Source organism: Paenibacillus sp. NPDC101420 (assembly GCF_050277435.1).
Lineage (GTDB): Bacteria > Bacillota > Bacilli > Paenibacillales > Paenibacillaceae > Paenibacillus_AQ.
This window is the reverse complement of the sequence record NZ_JBNNSE010000003.1, coordinates 422,009-447,522: the sequence shown is the minus strand read 5'-3', so window position 1 is coordinate 447,522 and position 25,514 is coordinate 422,009. Positions and strand designations below refer to the sequence as shown.

The following is a 25,514-nucleotide window of genomic DNA, read 5'->3' as shown; positions in this document are numbered from 1 at the left end:
GAATTACTATTTACTTAGTTCCGTACAAACGATCTCCAGCATCGCCAAGTCCCGGAACGATATATCCATGCTCATTCAAATGATCGTCAAGCGCAGCCACATAAATATCAACATCTGGGTGAGCCTCTTGAACCGCAGCAACACCTTCTGGAGCTGCAATCAGGTTCATCATTTTAATTTGTGTACAGCCACGCTTCTTCAGCGAGGTAATAGCAGCAATCGCAGATCCCCCCGTAGCTAGCATTGGATCAATTACGATCAGCTCACGTTCCTGTACATCTGTAGGAAGCTTGATGTAATACTCAACCGGTTGAAGCGTGTCCGGATCACGGAATAAGCCAACATGTCCTACTTTAGCAGCTGGAAGAAGCTTCAGAACGCCCTCAAGCATACCCAGACCAGCACGAAGAATAGGGATAAGCCCAAGCATTCTTCCAGAAATCACTTTACTTTCCGTTTCAGTGACCGGTGTTTGTACTGTAATGGTTTCTAGAGGAATATCACGTGTTATCTCATAAGCCATCAATGTGGCAACTTCGTCAACATGCTCTCTGAAATCCTTCGTGTTTGTTCTTACGTCGCGAATAAATGTTAGTTTGTGTTGAATTAAAGGATGATCGCAAATCACCAATTTTCCCATTTCCTGTCCCTCCGGTAATTGTAAGTCGTGTCTATAACCCTAGAAAGCGCTTTTGCTTCTCTATGGCTAAATCCTGTCTATTATAGCATTCCCATCGCCGCATTTCACCTAGAAAGGCACATGTACCCATATTGAACCCCTACCCTTGTGTTTTCCTTAGCTTATAAAGGTAAGGATTGGTAATTCCGTTGCCTTTTCAGGAATAAAACCTAGATTAGGTTGTGCAAATTTGCACTTTTCATACTATTCACATTTTTTTCACTATTGTTTATGAAAGTTCCATGAACTTTCATGATTGATTTCATGTTTTTCCATCAATTCACCCATGTAATATTGTGAACAATAAACAACAAAAAACCTCCACCAAACCCTAAAATCAGGACTCGGTGGAGGTGAATTTATTAATGAATACGAGTAAGAACTAGTACTTCAGTTCTGGATAAAGTGGGTACTGATCCGTCAAATCAGCAACTTGACGAGCTGCCTCAGCTAATTTCACTTCATCCTTCGGATTCTTCAGAACATTAGCTATAATGCGGCCAATAACCACCATAGCTTGCTCGTCCATACCACGGGAAGTAACCGCAGGTGTACCAATACGAATTCCACTTGTTACGAAAGGACTTGTAGGATCAAATGGAATTGCGTTTTTATTCACAGTGATTCCGATGGAATCTAGTACTTTTTCCGCATCTTTTCCGGTAATGTTCAGGTTACGTGTATCAAGCAACATCAAGTGGTTATCTGTACCACCGGATACAATGTTAACCCCTTCGCTAATCAGTGTTTCTGCGAGAACATTTGCATTCTTCACTACATTCTCAGCATAAGTCTTAAAGGATGGCAGCAAAGCTTCGCCGAATGCGACTGCTTTTGAAGCAATGACATGCATCAGCGGTCCACCTTGGGAACCCGGGAATACGGCTTTATCGATAGCAGCTGCCCATGGCTGTCTGCACATAATCATACCTCCGCGGGGACCGCGTAAAGTCTTATGTGTTGTAGTTGTAACGAAATGAGCATGAGGAACCGGGCTCGGGTGAAGACCAGCAGCAACAAGCCCTGCGATATGGGCCATATCTACCATAAACAACGCGCCGACATCATTGGCGATAGCACCAAGTTTTTCGAAATCAATAATGCGCGGATACGCACTTGCACCAGCAACAATCAACTTAGGACGGTGCTTGAAGGCTGCTTTGCGCACTTCGTCATAATCAATTAGGAAAGTATCTTCTTGTACACCATAAGCTACGAAGTTATAGAGTAATCCAGAAGCATTTACTGGACTACCATGCGTTAAATGTCCGCCATGCGCCAAGTTCATGCCAAGAACCGTGTCGCCCGGGTTAAGTGCAGCGAGATATACAGCCATATTCGCTTGTGCTCCAGAGTGAGGCTGTACGTTGACATGTTCCGCACCGAACAATTCTTTTGCACGATCACGAGCCAGATTCTCAACGATATCCACATCTTCACAGCCACCATAATACCGTTTGCCTGGATAGCCTTCTGCATATTTGTTCGTAAGCACTGAGCCCATGGCTTCCATTACGGCTTCGCTAACGATATTCTCTGAGGCAATAAGCTCAATGTTGGCACGCTGACGTTTCAGTTCCAGTTCCATTGCTTCCAGTACTGCCGGGTCACTCTTACGTAATTGTTCCATGTTCTTATTTCCTCCCTAGTGTGTGTAGATATGTTGTATTTAAATAGAAACGATTTGCCCGCCACGAAAAAGCTTTAGGTCTACGTTTCTGCAAAAACATAAATCTAAGTTCATCAATCACAAACCTGTGAACCACTCTGTTCAAGAGTACGGTAAACCGCACGTTCGCCGCCAATAAGCGGAGGTCTGGTCCATGCCGCGTTCACTCTAGCTGCTCCAATGTACCGTAAGGTCGGTCGAAAAGGAACTGCCACGCGGCGCAAATGCATACCTATAAGAGTCTCACCAATGTCTAAGCCAGCATGTGCTTCTATCGTTTCCGCCAGAACAGGATCTTTCATAGAGCGATAGGCAGCCGCAGCCATCGAACCGCCAGCACCCGGTATAGGTACAGCTGAAACTTCACTTAGCCCAAGCGACTCTAGCAATGAGCGTTCCATTACAAGCGCACGATTCAGATGCTCACAGCACTGATAAACGAGATGAAATCCTTTTTCCGCTGCGACCAAACGAGCCCCTTCAAGCAGTTGCTGTGCGACTTCAAGCGCACCACCGGTTCCAATACGGACACCAGCGACCTCACTTGTGCTAACTCCTAGGACAACAATTTTACCAGATCCAAGGTTACCAGCTTCCGCCAACTCCCTTAACACAGTGACAGTAGCTTCAGTTAAAGATAACTCCACAACTTTGTCCATCACCCTACCTCCTCAAGCTTCCAACAAGCTTCATTTAAACAAAAAAGAGCAGTCCGCAGGTAGCTGCGGATTTGCTCTTTTGCCCAGGCGACCGGCCGTTTATTCCGATGCTCCATCGTGGTTTGATCCACATTTGTCGCCAGTTACATCGGAACCGATTAGTTGTACTTTTATCTTAAAGCAAAGCGGACTGAAAATCAACCATTTACAAATGGCGTAAGGATTCCAGTTTATCTAATAAACTAAACAACGAAGTGCGAATCTCAGCAGCAGTAAGCTCATAATCTTCACGCGTACCCCCGAATGGATCAGAAATATCAAAGCTTGGGATACGCTGGCGGATTTCAATCATTCGTTGTAGATCCGTTGCGTTGGGTTCACCACCTAGAGCTATGCTTAACTCAGCATCTGCATAAAGGCTGTCCAATTCTTTAATATCCTCAGTCACAGCTTCTTCATTATGCACGTATTCCTTCAATGTATATGTTTTTGTTACGGCATCCGGAAAATACTGTAACAAATGCTGCTTATGTCCACTGGTTAAGGTAAGCACAAGATCGGCCCAAGCGACGGATTGCCCCGTTAATTGCGACGACTCTAAATGATCATGAATGCCTTCTTCCTGCAAAATAGCTGCAGCATGTCTCGATATAGAAGTACCAGAAATGGCAGATACACCTGCAGACCGCACTTCCAGGTCGATTCCACGTTCCTTCGCAAGCTTTCGCAAAAGCCCCTCAGCCATAGGACTACGGCATGTATTACCGGTGCAGACGAATAAAATATGCAGCATGCTTTTGCACCCCCATGAAATTAAAATATTGTAATGCCGTTATTGTATCAAAAGATGAATAGCAAGCCAAACCCCAATAAAATAGCCCCGCCCAATGCTTCCCCATATTCTCCGAGTCCACGACTGACATGCCGCCCAAGAAGCAAGCCGATAATTGACATCAGACCTCCACAGGCACCAAAAGCTAGTATAGTCAGAAGCACACCATTCACAAACATCCCTAAGGATACCCCAACGGAAAAAGAATCCACACTTACACTGAGTGATAGAAGCAGCATTCCCCATAAGGTTCGGTGATTCATAGCTCGCGTACCTACCACTTCCGGACGAAAGGAGTTATACACCATGTGTCCGCCTAACAGCACAAGTAGCCCTCCTGCGGCATAAGTTGTTACTTGACCTAGCAAATGTCCGACATAACTTCCAGTTAATAAACCTAGAAGAGGCATCAGCATATGAAAAAAAGCAATGAGCACACTCATTTGCAGAATATGCAGCAGACGAATCCCCTTCATCCCGATCCCTACTCCGAGCGAAAAGGCATCCATCCCTAATGCAATCGCCATTATAGCAATAGTAACTGTCTGCCCCCAACCGGCATATACATCTCCTATGCCCATGCTTAACCCCCCAAGTCCGAAATATCTTGTACAACAACGATATGCGGACAAGGGGGTAATCATGACTTCATAAGAGATTTCAGATTCGAAGAACCTGCACTATAGCCGGATAGAAAGGTCGCCGTAGCTATCCGGCGTCAATGACGGAACCACCGGCTGCCTTCATAAGCCGGTTCATAATAGCTACGCCGAGGCCCGTATGCGGACAAGCCTCGGCCAAGATGTAAGTCGCTCCTGCTTCATCGAAGCGCCGCAGTGCGGCATATAGGGAGCGTGCCCCTTCCTCCGGCGAGGATAACGAGCCGAGGGAAAGAACGCAGGCGGCAGGATCGGCGGGATAGAGGGGCTTATGCTCCTCAAAGAGGAGTAAGCCCGTCACTTCGCCGTTCAGCTGTGCCGCCTGAAGTAGACTCGCGGCTTCATCCGCAACACGTTGCGGAGAAGATCCGCTCACCACACCGAGCCAGCCGCGCGGCGCGTAGTGCGTGTATTTCATGCCCGGCGCGCGTGGCGCCGAGCTGTCGGAAACAGCTTCTGCACCGTGGCGCTCCTTCGGTGCAGTGGCTACTGGAGCTTCCGCTGCTGCGGAAGTTCCAAATTCTTTAACCACAGCTGGCTCAGCAGCAATAGCTTCTGCTCCCACTACAGCAGCTAACTGCTCCAAAGTAATCCCACCAGGGCGAAGCACGGCAACCTTTCCATCAGGCTGCACCTGCACCACAGTTGACTCCAGTCCAACTCCGGCGGCGCCGCCATCAAGTACACCGCCAATGTATCCGGCCAAGTCTTCCATCACATGTGAAGCTAAGGTCGGACTCGGACGACCGGAACGGTTAGCACTAGGTGCCGCAACGGGACAGCCCGCTGCACTGATCAGCGCCAAAGCTACCGGATGATCAGGCATACGAACACCTACCGTGTCCAGTCCTGCCGTTACACAGGGTGACAAAACACCCTCACGAACAGGAAGCACAACTGTCAGCGGTCCAGGCCAATAAGCATCCATCAATACCGCAGCCGTAGGATGCACTTCTGTAACCAGCTCGTCTAAAGCACTTGGATCAGCAATATGCACGATTAGGGGATTGTCAGACGGTCGCCCTTTTGCCGCAAAAACAGCCTCAACTGCCGCAGTATTCCTTGCATCCGCACCAAGTCCATAGACCGTTTCGGTTGGAAAAGCGACCGTTCCACCTTCACGAAGCATGGCTGCCGCCTCCACGATGGCTAACTTATTCTCCTCACTTGGCTGAAGCACATCGGAATCCGATTCTGCATCTTCCAGCAAATCCAGTACCCAATATACAGTCTCATTTCTATTTCCACTCCGCCGCTGAACGGCGAATAAAGGGTCGTGTGGTTCATTCATTCTCATCACAGGCTTTCTACAGGATATATATTGAACAATAGCTTTTCTTGCAATCTTAGGATAAATACTCTGGAGGTTCATTAACTCTAATCTTACCAAAAAGCGGCCCCAATGAAGGCGCCGCAGTCGATCTGCTTATGAAATAGTAACATATCTAGATTCAAAACTATAGACCATTTCCACAAAACCAAAGGGCTAACACCAGCATTACGACCATAATCCGCTAATCCAGTTCCAAAGGTTTTGCAGCAGTTCCCAAACGAAGAACCGTACCTCTGGCTCTGCGGAATCCGCTGCCGCAACATCCTTCGCCGAAGAATCTGCTTGTACAGCTGTTCCTACTGCTGGTTGCGCCTTAACTCCGCTATCTGCCCCGGCAGCCGAGACGGTCTTCGCCCCTTTATTAGCAGCAGGCGCTGCTGCATCTCCGGAGCCCGCATCGATAAAGCACAGCGGCGGAAACAGTACACACCACCAGTTCTGACCCTTTCCCTCGCCCAACGTAACCCGCACAGCCTCGTATTCTCCGGCCGGATAGACTGTTCCACCGTATAATTTGGTCGGAAAAGGAACTACACCCAGCTCAACGTTATAAGAATATTGAATGCCACGTTTCTCTAGCTCCGATCCAACCAGTGCATTAAGCTCTGGTAGATGAGTTCTAATTAAAGCGCGTGCCTGCTCTAAACTCTGTGGGTCCTCAAGTGCAGTTACCCACTGGTTCATTTGCTCTACGATTGTATCGCGGATTTGCCGCTTCACTAGTTGATCTTGTGTTCCGTCCGAATTCGCCAGAATACGCAGCCGGATAGAATCCTGTGGAATCGATACTTCGGCTACTGCTGCATCGGTTTTTTGACCTTCCCAGGCCATGATAACGATCATAAAAAAACAAATTAAAATGGCAGTATACTTAAAAGTTACACGTAAGGAATCTCTTTTATCCATATGATTATCGTTCATTTGTCGCAGCCCCTCTCCTCTTAACTCTCATGCTAGTAGTATGTCCAGAGATGAGAGACTGCAAACCTATGAATCTATTAAATCTATAATTTTACAGCAAGCGCCTTAGGCAACTGCAAATCATCCTCAACATCCCGACCATAAAGATGCACACTCATTACAATCCCCATGCAGGCCATATTAATTAAAAGAGATGTGCCTCCATAACTGATGAACGGAAGTGTAATTCCCGTAAGCGGCATTAGGCCGATAAAAGCTCCAATATTCTCTAAGATTTGATATAGCAGCATTGCCGTAATTCCAATAATCAAAAACGGGCCACTACGCTCCCTACTCTCTAGAGCAATCAGTATCATCCGATGAAGAAGAATGAAAAAGAGCAACAGCAGCAGTGCTGAACCCACAAACCCAAACTCCTCCGCAACCTGTACGAATATGGCATCCGAATAGGTATATGGAACACGGTTACTCTGCACAGAGCTTCCTTGCATGTACCCCTCGCCGCTCATCCCTCCGGAGGCAATAGCCACTTTAGCATTTTTCGTGTGATAGCTTGCATCATCTGACGCCAAATCAGGTACGAGCCAAGGATCAAAACGATCCACTAAATGCTTCCTGCCAAGGGTCTCCTCAAAAAAATATACCGCTTCATCATGATAGTGAATATAGCTCAGAATTCCTGCAAGACCCAATCCGCCAACGATTAGTAATCCGATGAGTGCATGTGAAATTTTGATATTCCCGATCCATAGAAGACCGATTAATATTACGATGTAGCTTAGCGCATTTCCGAGATCATTCTGTACAATAACTATGGCAAAAGGGAGCAATGTAAGAAGCGCCAGCGGAACGACTCCCTTCCAGAAGGTTAGCGTGGCTCCTTGTTTACGGACCAGTATGGACGCGAGTAAAAGAATCAATATCAACTTAAAAAGCTCCGCAGGTTGAAAGCTAAGTCCACCTATCTCTAGCCCTAATTGCGCACCGTTCTTTACCTTACCAAAAAAACTAACCGACACTAGCAGACCAATACCCAAGATGTAAATATAAAGAGCATATTTAACAAATATCCTATAGTCCACGAAGGTAAGCACAAAAAACGCTACAAACCCTACAATGTAGTATTTAAGCATTTGTAGATGGAACCCATCTAGTTTCTGCACTAATCTACCATTAGTCACGCTGTATATCGAAAGAATACTAATCACCATCAGCATAACTAGAACAATAAGAATCACGCTATCGATCTTCTTGAGCTTTTTAAGCATACGCAAACCCCTTACTCTATTAAGGTTCCAACCACCCTCACCTGAGGAAAGTCTCTCCTTTCTATTGTAGAGCATTCAAGGCCACAATTCCAAATTTATGTAATACACCCGATATCAGAGATTCAATTCCCAAAATAAAAAACCGCCAGTTCCCATCCTTAAAAGATGAGTTTCTGACGGTTGTCTTTTGATTTAGTGATTAAACCTGTTTGGCGGCTGCATAAGGAGTAGGCTTAGGCAAATCTTCCTCTACATCTTGACCATGCAGACGCACACTCATTACCAGCCCAATGCTGGCCATGTTAATAAGCAGGGAGGTACCTCCGAAGCTGATGAATGGCAATGTGATACCTGTCAAAGGCATCAGACCAATAAACGCGCCGATATTCTCAAAAATCTGATACAGCATCATCGCGACAATGCCGACGATCAGAAACGGACCTGCTCGATCTCTGGCTTCCAGCGCAATCAGAATCATTCGGTGAATAAGGATAAAATACAGTAGCAGCACAAATGCAGAACCTACAAAGCCAAATTCCTCAGCAATCTGCACAAAGATAGAGTCTGAATACGTATAAGGCACCCGATCCGTCTGAACAGAGCTACCGTTCATATAGCCTTCTCCACTCATCCCACCTGAGGCAATCGCGAGCTTGGCGTTTTTGGTATGATAAAGAGCTTTCGCTGTCGCTTTATCCGGAACAAGCCATGGGTCGAAACGTTCAATCCAGTGCGAACGGCCAATATCGTTAAGAAACGTTTTAATTTCGTCATGATAATGGATATAACTCATAATTCCGGCAATCGCAGAGCTTGCTACAATCACCAGCGCGATTAATGCGTGAGTGTACTTAATATTTCCAATCCACAACAGACCTGCAAGAATCACGATGTAAGACAAGGCATTCCCAAGGTCATTCTGTGTAAGGACAATAAGAAACGGAAATAAGGTTAAGAGGCCGAGCGGCACAACATCCCGCCAAAACAAGAGTTTACTCTTATTCTTACGAACAAGCATCGCTGCCAGAAATAGAATCAATATTAGCTTGAATAGCTCGGCAGGCTGAAGGCTCAGTCCTCCAGGGAGGGACAACCAGCCTTGGGCATTATTCTTGGTCTCGCCCAAAAAGCTGACGAGGACCAGGATACCTATCCCAAACAAATAAATATATAACGCGTATTTCACTAAAATTCTGTAATCTAAAAAGGTCATTCCAATAAAAGCAATAAAGCCAATTGCATAATACATCATCATACGGATATGATGTCCGTCCAGCTTTTCTCTTCCATGAGTCACACTATATATGGCGAAGATGCTGACAGTCATGAGCAATAACAGAACGACTACGATAGCACCATCAATTTTTTTAATCTTCTGAAGCACGTTCTGCCTCCCTACTCTAAATCTGGGCTTTCTTTTATGGTTCACCAAGAAGTCCGGTTAAATTCTATTGTAAAGGAAGTCGGGTTGAAAATACAATTTCACTCCCCGATCAACAGGAGTCCCCTGCACAGTATGCAGTATTATCGTGCTATACCTAGCACATGACGTGGAATTCCAGCTAGATCATTAATGGTGATGATCTCTTTCCAATGACCCGCCGCTTCAAGTAGCGAGGCTACCTGCTCGGCTTGTCCGAAGCCGAGTTCAAAGCCGATCAGGCGCGGCGGTGCCGGGAGCAGCGCCAGCTGCTCCATCATGCGGCGGTACGGGTCCAGCCCGTCCGCTCCGCCATCCAGCGCAGTGCGCGGCTCATGGTCGCGCACCTCACGCTGCAGCCCGGCGATATCCTCGCCGGGAATGTACGGCGGGTTGGAGACGAGAATATCCGTCTCCATCCCCGCGAACGGCTCGAGCAGATCGCCGAGCCGAAAGTCCACAGCTGTGCCGGAGCGCATCGCATTGCGCTTCGCCACAGCTAGGGCCGCCGGCGAAATATCGCCGGCGCAGACCCGCCACGCCGGCGCTTCCGCCGCCAGCGTGACAGAAATCGCTCCGCTGCCGGCGCCGATATCGACGGCGGTCAGCGGCCGTACGGCGCGTCCACCTTCCGCGCTGCCCGCACGATCTTGCGCTGCTGCTAACGAAGCAGCGCCTTCTTCCTGCGCCGCTTCACTCGGCGCAACCGTGCCGTCCGGCCAAAGCTCCGCGCCGTACCGTAAAATCGCCTCGACGAGCAGCTCCGTCTCCGGCCGTGGAATAAGCACATCAGGCGTCACTTCAAAAGGACGCCCGTAGAACTCTTGCTCGCCGATGATATACTGCACCGGCTCACCCTTACTCCGGCGGGTAACTCCCGCCTCCCACTGTTCCTTGACCGCAGCCGGAAAAGAATCCGCCAGCGCCATATAATACGCTGCCCCGGATAAGCCAAGCGCATGCTCCAGCAGTAATTGCGCACTACGCTGCGGTTCATTACAACCGCTCTGGCTCAAAAAAGAAGAAGCCTCCACAAAGGCTTCCCGGATGCTTTTCACTTCCGACATGACAAATACGCCATCGTTCAAAGCATTATTATCCATTGTCCATACTATCCATCAAATCAGCTTGTTCAGCAATTGAAAGAGCCGAAATAATTTCAGTGATTTCTCCGTTCATAACCTGCTCCAGACGGTGCAGTGTCAAGCCAATACGATGATCTGTAACCCGGCTCTGCGGGAAGTTATACGTCCGGATACGCTCACTACGATCACCCGTACCTACTTTGCTCTTCCGTTCACCAGCATACTTCGCTTCTTCTTCCTGCCGTTTCATATCAGATATACGGGCACGAAGCACTTGAAGCGCCTTTTCCTTATTGGAGTTCTGTGACTTACCGTCCTGACAGGTAGCAACGATGCCCGTAGGTACATGGGTTACACGTACTGCAGACTTGGTCGTATTTACAGACTGTCCGCCTGCACCACTTGAACAGAAGGTATCCACACGAATATCTTTATCATGGATTTCAATCTCAAATGCTTCAGCTTCCGGCATCACCGATACTGTAGAAGTAGAGGTATGAATACGTCCACCGGATTCAGTCGCTGGGATACGTTGTACGCGATGCGCACCACTTTCGTATTTCAGCTTACTGTATGCACCGCGGCCGTTAATAAGGAAGATTACCTCTTTAAATCCACCAAGATCACTCGCGTTGACATCCATTAGCTCTACGCGCCAGCCTTGTGAATCTGCAAACCGAGTGTACATCCGATAAAGGTCGGAAGCGAACAATGCCGCTTCATCTCCACCCGCTGCACCACGAATTTCGACGATTACGTTCTTATCATCATTCGGGTCTTTAGGCAGTAGCAATACACGGATTTGCTCTTCCAGCTCTACCTGACGTTTGGAAAGGTCGTCAATTTCCATCTTGACCATTTCCTTCATCTCATCATCAAGCTTTTCACCTTGCATCTGCTTAGCAGCTTCAAGCTCTTCCATTACACTCTTATATTCAGTATACGCCTCAAATGCAGGCTGTAGGTCTGATTGTTCTTTGGAATAATCCCTCAGTTTCTTACTGTCGTTTGCAACATCCGGATCACAAAGCAGTTCACTGAGCTTCTCATAGCGGTCCGCCAGGGATTGCAATCGGTCCAACAAGGGAATTCACCTCTCCTAGTTCAATTTCAAATTCGCAAATAAAGCGATTAAAACATATGTCATAAAATTAGATATACGACTTTATATTATACCAAAGATATTGTGAAATGGCTACAGTTCTGTACGCGTAAATCCCTTAATAAATGTCTTATATTTTAAAAAAGGATCATCCCAGCAGTAGATACCCTCTACCGACTGAGATGACCCTCTTATCATTAGTATGCTTCAGTCCTCTTAAACGTTGAAACGGAAATGCATAACGTCGCCGTCCTGCACCAAATACTCTTTACCTTCTAGACGCAGTTGACCACGTTCTTTGGCACCATTCATTGAGCCTGCTGCCAAAAGATCTGCGTAAGCCACTACCTCAGCACGGATAAATCCACGTTCAAAATCTGTGTGAATTACACCAGCAGCGCCGGGTGCTTTAGTTCCTTTACGAATGGTCCACGCACGAACTTCCTGAACGCCTGCCGTGAAATACGTATACAAGCCTAGAAGCTTGTAAGCCGCTTTGATCAAACGGTTCAGGCCAGATTCTTCTAACCCAAGTTCTTCTAGGAACATCGCTTTATCTTCGCCCTCAAGCTCGGCAATTTCAGCTTCTACTTTAGCACTGATCGGAACAACTTCAGCACCTTCAGTTGCTGCAAATTCACGCACTTGCTGCACATAAGGATTATTCTCAGCACTTGCTACTTCTTCTTCACTTACATTCGCTGCATACAGCACTGGCTTCAATGTTAACAAATGAAGATCACGGATAATAAGCTTCTCGTCATCGGACAATTCTATACTACGTGCAGGTTTATCTTCGTAGAGCACTTCTTTGACACGTTCAAGCAGTTCAACTTCTTGAGCGTATTTCTTGTCGCCGCCTTTGATGTTCTTACGGGAACGTTCAATCCGCTTCTCAATGCTCTCAATGTCAGCAAGAATCAGTTCCAAATTAATGGTCTGAATATCGCTGATCGGATTTACTTTTCCATCCACGTGGGTAACGTTCTCATCTTCAAAACAACGAACGACATGAACGATAGCGTCTACTTCGCGAATATGAGCTAGGAACTTGTTGCCTAGTCCCTCACCTTTACTCGCACCGCGCACAAGACCAGCGATATCAACAAATTCAAAAGCAGTAGGTACAGTCTTGTTAGGTTGTACCAGCTCAGTCAGTTTATCAAGACGTTCGTCCGGAACTTCAACGACACCAACGTTAGGGTCAATCGTGCAAAAAGGGTAGTTTGCGGATTCTGCTCCCGCTTGCGTTATTGCATTAAACAATGTGGATTTTCCTACGTTAGGAAGACCGACGATTCCCGCTTTCAAAGCCATTTATATGACAACTCCTATTTTCAGCTAAATTGATCATCCGAATAAGTAATACGATCTAAACCATTATATATTAGAACATATTCTCCAGCAACACCGGATGTCTTACAGTTGTGTCAATCCAGCCTTATCCAAGCGAACCCATTTCAATAGGATTTGGCAAGTTCCAATACTTTTTGCACCGCCGGCTGATCCAATAGGGGCTTAGAAGTATCTGGATCAGCCTCCACATCAGGGACTGTCTTCACTTCCTCGTTGCAGCTTCCATCAGAGTTAAGTCCCATCTCAAAGGAAAATCTGAATACATAACCGCTATTAGGCAATGCAACGACAAGTGGATCCATCCCTAGTCCATCCCCACCTGTTCTGCCACCAACAACCGTCGCAAACCCGGTGCCTTTTGCAAAGGCTGCAAGACCTTCCGCTGATGAATAAACAGAGCTATCAACCAGCAAATAGATCTTTCCTTTAAAACCAACGGATTCTTGAGGGATTACTACATCTGTATTTTTACTATATGTCTTGAACATTTTTAATGCTTCGGATGGTAAATTAGGCAACTGTTCGTCTTTGATGCTGGTAATAGGCTGCTGCCCCCTTGTGATCTGACGTGCCTGCATAAAGGTCTCAGCATAGTTGCCTCTTGTATAAAGTAAGTATGTATTGTATTCGATAGGTTTATTAATTAGCAGAGGAGCAATATGAGCTCTCCAGTAATCGCTGTTTCCTCCGCCATTTCCGCGGATATCTAGAATTAGTGTCTTATAATCTTTAACTTCTATTAAAAAATCATGAATCTCCGAACTATCCATCTCCATGAGACTTCCGGCAAAGCTTCGCATGCCTAGATACGCTATTTGCTCTGGCTCTATAATAACCTTTTTTACATTCCCGGAAGTCTTTCCTGTCTGACTCCCTGCCTCACCACTATTCATATCGTTAACGATGCCATCAGAGCTTTGCTGCTCCGCTAAAGGTTTCTGGTTGTAACGAGCCAACACATTTGGCTGTTGAAACACGTTGATCCAAGGCTCATAACCAAAACCTGCCTGAACATAGGCGTTTAGAAACCATGGATATTCTTCCTTAGATAAAAAATTCGTATGCCCATTATTTAACCTGCTAAGTACGAATTTCATTCGTCTAAAAAACTCATCATCTGTCTTCACTGCTGCAATTTCATTACGGTACGCCTCTTTGTTCGCAAGCCAATCCTCTCCATTTAGACGCTTATTTACCTCTAGGAAAGGGTAGTTCTCCTCAATAATCTTCCACATATAATCAAAATCCTCTAATCTTTGTTCCACTGTCAATGGAGACAACGCCGCTTCTAGCTGTTTTCCCGCTACCTTTGAAGAGGCTACCGGCGCAACCGGACTTGCCTGAACTTGCCCCGACTCAGATTGCTTTTTCCCTGGCAAATCCCCACGGTTGCAACTAACCAGTAACAGTATTGCAGCTACAGATAAAGCCGCTGGTAATACAAACCTTGGTCTCACCTTAATCCCCCTTCCAATATTCCATATAGCTGAATCCATTTTCAGGAATTTATTTAATAATCATATTTTTCTATTCCTCCTATTTCAAATATATTTATCACAATTATTTACATTAGTTTTCTTAGAACAACACAAAAAAGACCTCCTTCGAGGTCTCCACGTTTAGTATTACAAATCTTTAGACATCGTAATGTCAGTTACGGTATATCCCATTTTTTTGTAGAGCTCAAATGCACGATTGTTCTGACCGAAGACATGTAACCCGATTTTGGTGACGTTCATCTCACGAGCTTCTTCATCGAGTGCGACCATAGCCTGCTTGCCATAACCTTTACTCTGATACGGTTCAAAAACATAGAAATCATAAATGAAAGCTTCTCGGCCGCTGCGGCCTTCACTTACATTAAACCAGATGTATCCTACCTGGATATCACTACTTATTTCTACTATAGAATATAAATAAGCGCCATCTGTGCTCAACCCTTTAGGTAAAGACTGTGTTATAGCTTCCTCAGACAGCTTCATCGCGATTTCAGGGTCCCAAGCGCCGGCTTTAATCTTATCTTCAGCGTAATCACGAGTAGCTTGACCTAAGAAAAATTGAAAAGCAGACTCATCCATATGAACCAATTTAATCATCATCTTTTTTCACTTCCTCACTTCTATATTTACCATATACTTTTATTTACGTATTAAACGGGAAGTCCCACGTAAAGTTGCTAAATCGGGAGCTCCGATGCCGAACATTGCTATCTTAAGCTCCAGCTCTACCTGAGCCAGTGCAGCATCTAGCGCCTCTTCAGAATCTACTGCCGGTCCTAAAAGATTGCGTCCAAATCCTGCTAAATCAGCACCGAGGGCCAATGCCTTCGCCGCATCCACACCATGCTTCAAGCCGCCGCTGCCAATCAATGCCCCCTTCGGGGAGACAGCACGTACCTCCGCAATGCAATCTGCGGTTGGAGTACCCCAGTCTGCGAAAGCTTCAGCCGCTGCACGCCGTATAGGGTCTCTACTCCGAAACTTCTCGACCTGACTCCAGGATGTTCCACCTGCACCCGCTACATCAACAAAAGCTACCCCTGCATTATAAAGATGTGCTGCTGTATCACCGTCAATGCCCCAGCCGACTTCTTTTACACCTACAGGAACCTCAAGTGCACGGCATACTTTTGCTATCTGCGATAGTAAGGAAGCAAAGCCAGTATTCCCTTCCGGTTGGAAGACCTCTTGAAGACCATTGAGATGCAGCACAAGAAAATCCGCACCAGCAATATCCACAGCCCGGCGACACTCCTCAATCCCGAAACCATAGGACAGCTGTACGGCGCCAATATTAGCGATAACCGGTATATCAGGTGCTTTGTCCCGTACATAAAAGGTTTCGGTTAGCTCAGAGCGCTCCACCGCCGCTCGCACAGAACCAACCCCCAGCGCCCATCCACGACGCTGTGCTGCCTCTGCTAGTCGGGCATTGATGGCTCCTGTAGCTGCACTGCCGCCTGTCATCGAGCTGATCAGCAGCGGTGTACGCAGTTCACGTTCCAGGAACGTGGTCTGCAATGATATATCATCGAAATTCAGCTCTGGAAGAGCATTATGCCGAAATCGGTAATGTTCAAACCCCGTAGTCACACCGACGCCACCGACTTCTTCATTTAGACAAAGGCGTACATGCTCTATTTTGCGTTCACCTGTCCTTGATGCAGGCAATAAAGAATTCTTGTCCGAAACCTCTACAATTGGTAGGCCATTGCCATGATCCGCGCCAGACTGCCTATTCGCATCATATGGTACGGCCTCTTCTGGCGTATGATTCATGCTCCGTTCCTCCTATTCCTAAACTGTACTTATTATAACATATCCCTCCAGATGAATTTACAATATGAAGTGAGTGAAATACGAGAGATGCTTCATTTCTACCCACTAGGTGTTAATAGGTTGGTACACGCTGGAGCACAATAATTATAAAGGAAGTGCTCTGCAATACTTTCAGGAGGAACTTCCGATGAGATCAGATCGTGAACAACCCGTTCAGCCCCAAGCGATACAAGATAGAACCCATGCTTTTGCTCCAAAGAAACGCGCCTCTTCACGACGCCGCAAACGAGTGATATGGGCTTGCGTCATTCTAATTCTCTGGTTAATCGGCGTCATGATATACCAGACACATAAACCTCTACCCGTTGGGATTTCCTATGAAAGTCCCATATACAAAGTGAATAATGTATCCTTCTGGCATGACCTAACCTATCCAGACGGTACGGACACAGGTAAGCAGGAGAGTGAAATTCTTCCGAGAATGCTACATATCATCGAGGAGTCAAGGGAGTTCTTAGTCATCGACCTGTTCCTGTTCAATGATTATACCCATAAAGATCAGTCATTCCCTCCAGTCAGTCGAATGCTGACAGATAAATTAATCTCACAAAAGCAAACCTATCCCGAAATGGAGATTGTCTTCATCACCGATGAGGTCAATACCAATTACAACTCAGCGCCCAATCATCTTCTGGAAGAAATGAAGGCGGTGGGGATCCGAGTCATCATGACCGATGTTAATGACCTGCGAGATTCTACACCTGCCTATTCAGCCGTCTGGCGCACCTTCATTCAATGGTTCGGACAATCCGGTAAGGGCTTTATCCCCAATCTTATGGCCAGTGGTGGACCGGATATTACCGCTCGATCTTATCTGAAGCTGCTGAATGTGAAGGCGAACCATCGCAAAGTAATTGTCAGTGAGAACACTGCACTAATTTCCTCTGGAAATGTTCACGATGCCAGCGCCTACCACTCCAATATTGCTTTGGAGGTACAAGGTCCAATTATTGCCGATATTCTCCAGACCGAGCAGGCGGCAGCCAATCTTTCAGATGCAGGTCCATTGCTACTTCATAAGCCCAATTTCACCCAAGAAAAGAACCTACCATCAGCGGAAGCTCTAGAAGTTCGCTATTTAACAGAAGGAAAGGTATACAAATATGGGCTGCAAGGCATTAGGTCCGCCCGGAAGGGGGATACCGTATGGATGGGGATGTTTTATCTTGCTGATGATGCCATTCTGGATGCGTTGGTAGAGGCTACATCACGCGGGGCTAAGGTAAACCTAATCCTGGATCCAAATCAGAACGCCTTCGGGCGCGATAAAATCGGGATCCCCAACCGTCCAGTTGCCATGGATCTGAACAAACGCACGAACGGTGAAATCTCTATTCGTTGGTACAATACAACCAAAGAGCAATATCATCCAAAGCTGCTCTTTATCGCCAAACAAACCGGCAGCTCCATCGTTCTTGGCGGTTCCACCAATTTCACCACACGCAATCTGGATGACTACAATCTCGAGAATGATCTGTGGATTTCTATGAAGCGAGATCAGCCGCTGTTCAAAGATATGGAAGCCTACTTTAATCGGCTATGGAATAACGAGGGGCATACGTTCACTTTACCTTTTGAGGCCTATCAGAGCGATGTGACCTGGTTCAAGTACATCCTGTTCCGGCTGCAGACTAACCTGGGCTTTACTACTTTTTAAACAAAAACCACCGCAGAGAAGGCAGCACCCTCCGCGGTGGTTTAATCTGTAATGAGGTTATAACAGTGGGGACATTAATCTGGCAGCTGATTCCAGTATACGTACCACCATGCGTTTATTCATAAAGGTCTCATGCACAATCTGAGTGGTGGACAATAAATCCCGTTCAAAATCAGCAACGATTCGTGTAACACTCTCTGTCTGAAGAAGCAATGCGTTTACCTCAAAGTTAAGATGGAAGCTCCGCATGTCCATGTTTGCCGTTCCAATAGTCGCTATTTCACCATCCACGATTAACAGCTTAGAGTGTATAAAGCCCTTCTCGTATTCATAAATCTTCACTCCAGCCTCCAGCAATGCCGGGAAATAAGAATGCGAAGCCAGAAACGGAATCCATTTATCCGGCTTAGCAGGGAATAACAAGCGAACATCTAGACCAGATATAGCCGCTACACGTATCGCAGTCAGGATATCCTCGTCCGGAATGAAATAAGGGCTGGCAATCCAAACTGATTTCTCAGCTGAGGTGATCATGGAGAAAAATATATTTTTGAGTGCACGGCGTTCATTGTCCGGCCCACTCGCTATGATCTGTACTGCTCCGTCCCCTGTCATAAAGTGTAGCTGTGGTGTTAGATAATCCTGCTCCAGTATTTTTTCACCTGTAGTATGCATCCAATCTTGCAAGAAGATGATTTGCATCGTCCGTACCGCTTCACCTCTAACTAACATATGGGTGTCACGCCAGAATCCATAAGTTTTGCTGCGGCTTAAATATTCATCCCCCACATTCAGTCCACCCATGAACCCGACATCACCGTCGATGACGACGATTTTTCGGTGATTCCGGTAATTAACCCGGCTAGAGAAAAAGGAGGTGGAATTACCGTACGAAGCCACTTGTACTCCAGCATCAACCAACTCTTTCAAAAAAGCTTTAGAAAGCTGAAAACTACCCACAGCATCATACATAAATCGGACAGATACACCCGCACGCGCCTTTGCGATCAGAATCTGTTGAATACGCGTTCCAATGTGATCTGCACGGAAGATGTAATACTCCATATGTATATGGTGCTTCGCTTGTCGCAGCTCTAGCAGTAATGTTCCAAACGTCTCTTCACCATTGGTAAGGATGCGCGTCTCTGAAGCAAAGGAAATAGGAGTACGCGCTAGAGTCTTGGATAATAATAGTAGTTTTTGACGCGAGGGGTCAAAGACCGACCAATCTTGATGCGTACGCAAAGCGTCATTCTCAATCCGCTCATAGGCCATAAGATCTCTTTGTGCTTTTTTATCATATTTACGACGTTTAAATACATTCTGTCCAAATAGAAAATAAAAGACCAAACCGAGCACCGGGATCAACGCAAGCAAAAGAATCCATGACATCGTAGTAGAAGGATTACGATTCTCCATAAAAATAGCTAAGCTAATTGAAACGACTGTCAGTGTGGAGAAAATACTAATAATTGTTCCAGCAGTACTCCCAAAAATACCAAAACCAAAATAATAAAATGCTATGAAAGCCCCAATAATAATTATAGATTGAAGTCCTCTTCTCATATTGTACCTACCTTCTTATTCATAAAAGCAACACCAAAATGACACATTTTATATATTACATGAAGAACCTATATCTTCCTAGACAATTACTGTGTAAAAATCTATTTACAACAAAACTGTAACCCTTCTGTTCTGAAATTTGTAATGACAAGATGGATCGAATATAATTATTTTGACCGATTAGTCAATTATAGAACTGGGTAGTCAGAAAGGAGGTTATCCCCCCAATGAGCGATAAAACTGTGGACAAGCAGGAACAGATTATTAAGATCGCCATGCAATTATTCGCTGTGAAAGGCTCCTCTTCCACGTCCATGCAAGAGATCGCCGAATTATGCGGAATTTCGAAGGGAAGCTTGTATCTAGTATTCAAATCCAAAGAAGAACTGGAACGCAGTATTTTTCTCTATTGTTACCGAATGATTCGTGATCCCTTATTACGTGAAGAACAAGAAACCCAAAGAACACCGCGTGAGAAGCTTAGGAATCAAATAGAAATTCTACTGAGTCATGTGTACGAATTACGTGAGTTCTTACAGCGCCAAATTCAGGAAGTTGCCGGAAAAGGATTTGATACTGAAGTACCGGAATGGCTGCGTAGAAACAACGCTTCCTTCTTGCGCTGGTTTCAGGTGAAGATGGAGACCCTTTATGGAAAAGACATCATTCCCTATACCGGAGATTTATGTATTGTAGGTCATGGACTAATCAAGTCATATATTGCGGTTATTTTTCGTCAGGATACCCACTTGTCCCTTGCCGTTATGGCTGATCATCTAATGAATCTACTAGATATTATTGTAGCTGGTCTTCTTAAAAGTAAGCAGGCTCCTCTCATCAACTCTACCATTCTTGCAAGCTGGATGGAGGAGAATGAGGAGAGTAAGCGCAAGAATCCACTGCAGATCATTAAGGACATGAAGACTGCGGTCAGTAAATTAGATAGTATAGAACCCGAAGAGTCAGCCGATTTGCTGGAATCACTCAACATTCTAGAAGGCGAAGTTCTCTTACCACACCCACGCAAAGCAATCATACAGGGGATGTTGTCCAACCTCCAATCCTGCTCAGAGCTCACTACATCATTGGAAGAATTGAGGAAGCTGGTTACCTCTTTTTCAAATCATTCATGCGTATTTCGTTAATTGCTCTATAAAGAGTTCATGAGAGAGAAGAACATGGATAGCGAGTATTATAAATTTTCAAAATGGCGCCCTATTTCGTAAAGAAAAGGCCCGAGAGGAGCAGAAACAACACTTATGAAAAGCTTAATTAATTTCTCGCTCAGGAACAAATTTGCCATTTGGCTTCTGACGATAATTATTGTATTTGCCGGTTTGTATAGCGGACTGACAATGAAGCAAGAAACCTTACCTAATATTAGTATACCCTATCTTAGCGTAACAACTATTTATCCGGGGGCTGCACCAGAAGGCGTCGTTAATGATGTCAGTAAACCGTTGGAGCAAAAGCTGCGCAATGTGGATGGTGTAAAGACAATCACCTCCACTTCTCTGGAGAATGCCTCCAGTATCCAAATCGAGTTTGATTATGGAACGAATCTGGATAATGCTACAGCAGCTGTTCGCGAAGCGCTGAATGAGGTCTCATTGCCAGACAATGTGCAAAAGCCTTCCATTTCCCGTTTTAGCCTTAGCTCAATGCCTGTCGTCTCCCTTAGTTTATCGAATGGAGATTCAGAAGATCTCGAGGAACTAACCCGTATTGCCGAGAACGATATTCGCCCTGCCCTTGAAGATGTTGAGGGTGCTGCTTCTATTCAAATCTCTGGACAATACGTCAAAGAAGTTTCGCTTAAGTTCAATCAAGAGAAGCTCAAGCAATACGGACTGACCGAAGATACGGTTAAAGGGATCATTCAAGGCTCTTCCCTCCGTGTTCCACTAGGACTGTTCGAGATGGACAAAGCTCAAAAGGCAGTTGTCGTGGATGGCGACATCACCACCGTTGAAGATCTTAAAAATGTGACCATTCCAGTTATGCCAACTGGTGCAGCGAGCGCTGCTGGCGCTGGGGCTCCTGGAGCTTTCGCTGCCGGTGCAGGTGCTGGAAGTGCTGCTGGTGCAGGCGCTGTTGGCGGAGCTGCAAATATGGGATTGCCAACCGTGAAGCTGGGAGAGCTTGCTACAATTGAGGTTGTTGGGAATTCTGAATCGATCTCCCGTACGAATGGTAAAGAATCGATTGGTATCCAGATTGTCAAAGCCAATGATGCCAACACTGTTGATGTCGTAAATGGTGTTAAGGACAAAACTGAAGAATTAAAAGCACAATATAAAGGCATTGACCTTACAGTTCTGCTTGACCAAGGTAAGCCGATTGAGGACTCCGTAAATACAATGTTGTCCAAAGCTGTATTTGGCGCCCTTTTCGCAGTAATTATCATTTTGGTCTTCCTGCGGAATATTCGTTCGACGATCATTTCTATCATCTCTATTCCTTTATCATTGCTGATCGCAGTATTATGTCTGCGTCAAATGGACATTACGCTTAATATGATGACCCTTGGTGCGATGACCGTTGCCATCGGACGGGTAGTCGATGACTCGATTGTCGTCATAGAGAACATATACCGGCGACTCTCGTTATCTGGCGAGAAGCTAAAAGGCCGGGAATTAATCAGTGCAGCCACTCGTGAAATGTTCGTACCAATCATGTCCTCTACGATTGTAACCATCGCGGTATTCTTACCGCTTGCTCTAGTAAGTGGTATGGTTGGAGAGCTGTTCTTGCCTTTCGCTTTAACCATGGTCTTCGCCCTGCTCGCTTCGTTGGTAGTTGCGATTACGCTGGTTCCTGCAATGGCACACTCCCTGTTCCGCAACGGATTGAAAGGTAAGAAGACACATAGTGAGAAACCAGACAGAATGTCTGCTGGTTACCAAAAAATTCTGAACTGGTGTCTTTCCCATAAACTCGTTACGTTCGGAGTAGCGGTTCTGCTCCTTGCGGGCAGCTTGTTCCTGATCAAGCCTATCGGCGTTAGCTTTATGCCTTCCCAAGAGGATAAAACGGTTATGCTAACCTACTCACCGAAGGCTGGACAAAGAACTGAAGAAGTTCAAGAACAAGGCCTGAAAGCTGAGAAATATATTTTAGCGCAACAGCATGTAGATAAAATGCAATATTCCATTGGTGGCGGCGGCCCGATGGGTATGGGCGGATCCAGCAACTCAGGACTCTTTTTCATCGTTTATGATAGTAATACTCCTGATTTCGAAAATGTAAAAGAGAAGTTGATCGAAGGCTTAACCGCAGAAGTCCCAGATGGTGTGTGGGGCGATATGTCCGCGATGATGAGCGGAGGTATGGGTGGAAGCACGTTAACCGTGAATGTATTCGGAGACGAACTAGATCAAATTAAGCCGGTAGCGGATGAGATCGCCAAGATCGTACAGGCTGACACCACTAATTTCAAGGATGGCGAAACAAGTCTCAAAGAAGCTTACGATCAATATACGATTGTAGCGGATCAAGAAAAGCTTAGCTCCCTTGGACTTACAGCGGGACAAATTGCGATGAAGCTTGCTCCTGCAGGTACACGTCCAGTACTCACAGAAGTAGAAATGGATGGCAAGAACTACAAAGTCTATATCGAAACTGATAAAGAAACGTATAAGAGTATTAAAGAAATGGAAGAGGCTACATTGACTTCGCCACTAGGCATTTCCGTGCCAATCGGGCAAGTCGCTAAAATTGAAAACGGCTCTTCCCCTGACTCGATTACTCGGATGGACGGTAAAATGAAGGTGGATGTCACTGCCGAGATTATTTCAAGTGACGTCAATAGTGCTTCAAACCTCGTGAAGGAAAAAATAGATGCTATGGAATTACCTGATGGCGTGACGGTTAGCTTCGGTGGTGTAACCGAGCAGATCAATGACACATTTGGTCAATTAGGTATTGCTATGGCGGCTGCTATTGCCATCGTATACTTCGTGCTTGTGGTTACGTTTGGCGGTGGATTAGCTCCATTTGCTATCCTGTTCTCACTTCCTTTCACCATTATTGGGGTACTCGTAGCCCTTCTGATCGCTGGAGAAACCTTAAACGTCTCCTCCCTCATGGGTGCACTGATGTTGATTGGTATCGTAGTCACGAATGCGATTGTCCTCATCGACCGCGTTATTCATAAGGAAAAAGAAGGAATGACCACACGTCAAGCCTTGCTTGAAGCAGGCGGCACACGTTTACGTCCAATCCTGATGACTGCACTTGCAACGATTGGTGCATTGCTGCCACTGGTTACAGGACTTGAAAACAGTGCAGGGATCATCTCCAAGGGGCTAGGTGTTACCGTTATCGGCGGCTTGATCAGCTCCACACTGCTGACACTTGTAGTAGTGCCAGTCGTGTATGAATTCCTAATGAAATTCCGCAGTAAAAAGGTAATTGACTAGAACACTTGATACGAATCAAGTAAACATGCTAAATGAAGAAGCTGTCTCCAAAGTAGTGAATACTACTTATGGAGCAGCTTCTTTTTTTTGGAATGGGCAAAGTAACCCATTAGACTTTTGTAGGTGGGTGATGAGTGGTTGGACGGGCGGGGGATTGACGATAGGCGGTTGTGCGATGGGTAGTTGTGCGATAGGCGATTTGCGATGGATAGTTGTGCGGTGGATAGTGGGTCTAAAACTAATTAGGGAAAAACTCCCTCTAAATTTTCGATAATCGCTCTAAATTAATGGAATCAGGGAATTTCTCCCTGTAATTTAGCTAATTCACCTGATTTAGCGCCAAATCAGGTGAATTATAGGGAGGTTTTCCCTAATAACAAGGTTTGTGATCAATAAACTCAGAATTTCAGGGAGAAATTCCCTAACTATTCTTCTAGACCATCAATTGGATCGTCATTTGGGACTTCACTCAGATTTTCATTTACTTGCTCCACTTGGACCTCCATTTAAATCACTATTTACACTTCCACAGCAAGAAAAACCCGACCTAATTTATAGGCCGGGCTCTGTATTATAGTGTTGTTATACCATTGCTGTTGCACTGCTCTCCAGCGAAGCTCTCCAGGAACGCAGCATCTGCAGATCAAGGGGTAGAAACTCAGCGAGCATATGGGAAAGCCCCAAATACAACGTACTATTCGTTGCTGCATTTAACTTCTCACAGAACTGTGGAGTCCATTGCAGTAAATGATCTTCCAAAAAGGCTACCTGAATATCAAGTAGATCCATAGCACTTCTAATTGAGAAGCTATTGTACAACATCCGCTCATGCATTACTGCCATAAATTCCAGCTCAATAGCAATATGATCATCAGCTTCACCATTACATTTGTTAAATACAATTCCTGCGGAAGTATACACATCAGCAAGCACGTTGCAGAAATCTTCAGAACGACCCAGAATAGCAGCTTCACGTAATTTAAAAGAGCTTACTGTCTGTTCGTGCATAAGCCGTTTATATTCTTGGGTCTCTTTCTCACATATATGGGGTAGCTTATTCGGTTCCTGACTCAGATAGCGCTTCAGTTCCCGTCCGCCTTCCGTCATCTCTGCAGCAACACTCATCTTGCGATTGCGGCTCCACTGAGCCACAAGTGAGAGTGATGGTTTTCTGCCCAAAAAATCCACTAAAAGCTGATATATTAATCCCCGACTTTCCAACCAATGGCTAAATGCCTCCGGCACGGCGAGCGATGGAACAGTTTGCATAGTCATTTTGCAAATCCTCCTCATTGGGTTTCCCGGTCACACACCGTCACATGATCGACGTGCAATTTCCGGTATCCTTTCTGTTTTCGCAAAAGTGAACGTAAAAGTAATCCGCACCTAGATTATATCGGATATTAAAAACGCTTTCCGTGAGCATTCTATGACTAATCACTTCATTTGTCGTACTTTTGTCACATTTTCGCAAGTCTATTTCGGCTTTGTCATTCTATTTAGTTTGTCCATTATTATGCAATTAAATCACAACCCTCCTTATTCAAAT

Annotated in this window: 20 protein-coding genes and 1 riboswitch; of the genes, 3 read left to right on the top strand and 17 right to left on the bottom strand. The window is 45.7% G+C overall.

The window, feature by feature from the left end; all coding sequences use genetic code 11:
• Positions 1-10: 10 nt before the first annotated feature.
• The 15 genes from upp to fni form a co-directional block, all read right to left on the bottom strand.
• Entirely contained in the window at positions 11-640 is a 630-nt protein-coding gene (upp, locus tag ACQKMP_RS17200) for a uracil phosphoribosyltransferase (RefSeq protein ID WP_042131376.1), read from the bottom strand.
• A gap of 421 nt (positions 641-1,061) precedes the next feature.
• On the bottom strand, positions 1,062-2,309 hold the full coding sequence (gene glyA, locus ACQKMP_RS17195; RefSeq protein ID WP_042192482.1) for a serine hydroxymethyltransferase: 1,248 nt from the start codon (positions 2,307-2,309) through the stop codon (positions 1,062-1,064).
• Positions 2,310-2,422: 113 nt separating this feature from the next.
• Positions 2,423-3,007, bottom strand: coding sequence for a TIGR01440 family protein (locus ACQKMP_RS17190; RefSeq protein WP_042192484.1), 585 nt, complete (start codon positions 3,005-3,007; stop codon positions 2,423-2,425).
• A gap of 74 nt (positions 3,008-3,081) precedes the next feature.
• Positions 3,082-3,164, bottom strand: a riboswitch (ZMP/ZTP riboswitch).
• 48 nt (positions 3,165-3,212) lie between these two features.
• Complete coding sequence (locus ACQKMP_RS17185) at positions 3,213-3,800, bottom strand: low molecular weight protein arginine phosphatase (protein ID WP_042192486.1); 588 nt, start codon at positions 3,798-3,800, stop codon at positions 3,213-3,215.
• Between the two features lie 47 nt (positions 3,801-3,847).
• The gene (locus ACQKMP_RS17180) at positions 3,848-4,420 is read right to left on the bottom strand and encodes a manganese efflux pump MntP family protein (protein WP_042192488.1); all 573 of its coding nucleotides are present in this window, start codon (positions 4,418-4,420) and stop codon (positions 3,848-3,850) included.
• A 127-nt stretch (positions 4,421-4,547) separates the two neighbouring features.
• On the bottom strand, positions 4,548-5,789 hold the full coding sequence (locus ACQKMP_RS17175) for an L-threonylcarbamoyladenylate synthase (RefSeq protein WP_042194638.1): 1,242 nt from the start codon (positions 5,787-5,789) through the stop codon (positions 4,548-4,550).
• A 207-nt stretch (positions 5,790-5,996) separates the two neighbouring features.
• Positions 5,997-6,752, bottom strand: coding sequence for a stage II sporulation protein R (gene spoIIR / locus ACQKMP_RS17170; protein WP_339243793.1), 756 nt, complete (start codon positions 6,750-6,752; stop codon positions 5,997-5,999).
• 83 nt (positions 6,753-6,835) lie between these two features.
• Positions 6,836-8,020, bottom strand: coding sequence for an FtsW/RodA/SpoVE family cell cycle protein (locus ACQKMP_RS17165; RefSeq protein ID WP_042192490.1), 1,185 nt, complete (start codon positions 8,018-8,020; stop codon positions 6,836-6,838).
• A gap of 199 nt (positions 8,021-8,219) precedes the next feature.
• Entirely contained in the window at positions 8,220-9,404 is a 1,185-nt protein-coding gene (locus ACQKMP_RS17160) for an FtsW/RodA/SpoVE family cell cycle protein (protein WP_042192492.1), read from the bottom strand.
• Positions 9,405-9,544: 140 nt separating this feature from the next.
• The gene (prmC, locus tag ACQKMP_RS17155) at positions 9,545-10,543 is read right to left on the bottom strand and encodes a peptide chain release factor N(5)-glutamine methyltransferase (RefSeq protein ID WP_339243796.1); all 999 of its coding nucleotides are present in this window, start codon (positions 10,541-10,543) and stop codon (positions 9,545-9,547) included.
• Positions 10,536-11,609, bottom strand: coding sequence for a peptide chain release factor 1 (gene prfA, locus ACQKMP_RS17150; RefSeq protein WP_042192496.1), 1,074 nt, complete (start codon positions 11,607-11,609; stop codon positions 10,536-10,538). The genes prmC and prfA overlap by 8 nt, the downstream gene beginning before the upstream one ends.
• A gap of 234 nt (positions 11,610-11,843) precedes the next feature.
• Positions 11,844-12,944, bottom strand: a complete 1,101-nt coding sequence (ychF, locus tag ACQKMP_RS17145) for a redox-regulated ATPase YchF (protein WP_042192499.1) — start codon at positions 12,942-12,944, stop codon at positions 11,844-11,846.
• Positions 12,945-13,087: 143 nt separating this feature from the next.
• A complete protein-coding gene (locus ACQKMP_RS17140; protein WP_427470112.1) occupies positions 13,088-14,440 on the bottom strand; it encodes a S41 family peptidase in 1,353 nt (450 codons plus the stop codon).
• 168 nt (positions 14,441-14,608) lie between these two features.
• Positions 14,609-15,082, bottom strand: coding sequence for a GNAT family N-acetyltransferase (locus ACQKMP_RS17135; protein ID WP_231573354.1), 474 nt, complete (start codon positions 15,080-15,082; stop codon positions 14,609-14,611).
• A 39-nt stretch (positions 15,083-15,121) separates the two neighbouring features.
• Positions 15,122-16,261, bottom strand: a complete 1,140-nt coding sequence (gene fni / locus ACQKMP_RS17130; protein ID WP_081951229.1) for a type 2 isopentenyl-diphosphate Delta-isomerase — start codon at positions 16,259-16,261, stop codon at positions 15,122-15,124.
• Between the two features lie 187 nt (positions 16,262-16,448).
• Between fni and ACQKMP_RS17125 the strand changes: the two genes are divergently transcribed.
• The gene (locus ACQKMP_RS17125) at positions 16,449-17,978 is read left to right on the top strand and encodes a phospholipase D family protein (protein ID WP_427470109.1); all 1,530 of its coding nucleotides are present in this window, start codon (positions 16,449-16,451) and stop codon (positions 17,976-17,978) included.
• A 57-nt stretch (positions 17,979-18,035) separates the two neighbouring features.
• Here the strand turns inward: ACQKMP_RS17125 and cls are convergent, their stop codons facing one another.
• Positions 18,036-19,544, bottom strand: coding sequence for a cardiolipin synthase (gene cls, locus ACQKMP_RS17120; RefSeq protein ID WP_042192502.1), 1,509 nt, complete (start codon positions 19,542-19,544; stop codon positions 18,036-18,038).
• A 227-nt stretch (positions 19,545-19,771) separates the two neighbouring features.
• Between cls and ACQKMP_RS17115 the strand changes: the two genes are divergently transcribed.
• Entirely contained in the window at positions 19,772-20,689 is a 918-nt protein-coding gene (locus ACQKMP_RS17115; RefSeq protein ID WP_341126646.1) for a TetR/AcrR family transcriptional regulator, read from the top strand.
• Between the two features lie 114 nt (positions 20,690-20,803).
• Complete coding sequence (locus tag ACQKMP_RS17110; RefSeq protein WP_427470106.1) at positions 20,804-23,965, top strand: efflux RND transporter permease subunit; 3,162 nt, start codon at positions 20,804-20,806, stop codon at positions 23,963-23,965.
• Positions 23,966-24,547: 582 nt separating this feature from the next.
• Here the strand turns inward: ACQKMP_RS17110 and ACQKMP_RS17105 are convergent.
• Complete coding sequence (locus tag ACQKMP_RS17105) at positions 24,548-25,240, bottom strand: TorD/DmsD family molecular chaperone (RefSeq protein ID WP_042192508.1); 693 nt, start codon at positions 25,238-25,240, stop codon at positions 24,548-24,550.
• Between the last annotated feature and the right edge of the window lie 274 nt (positions 25,241-25,514).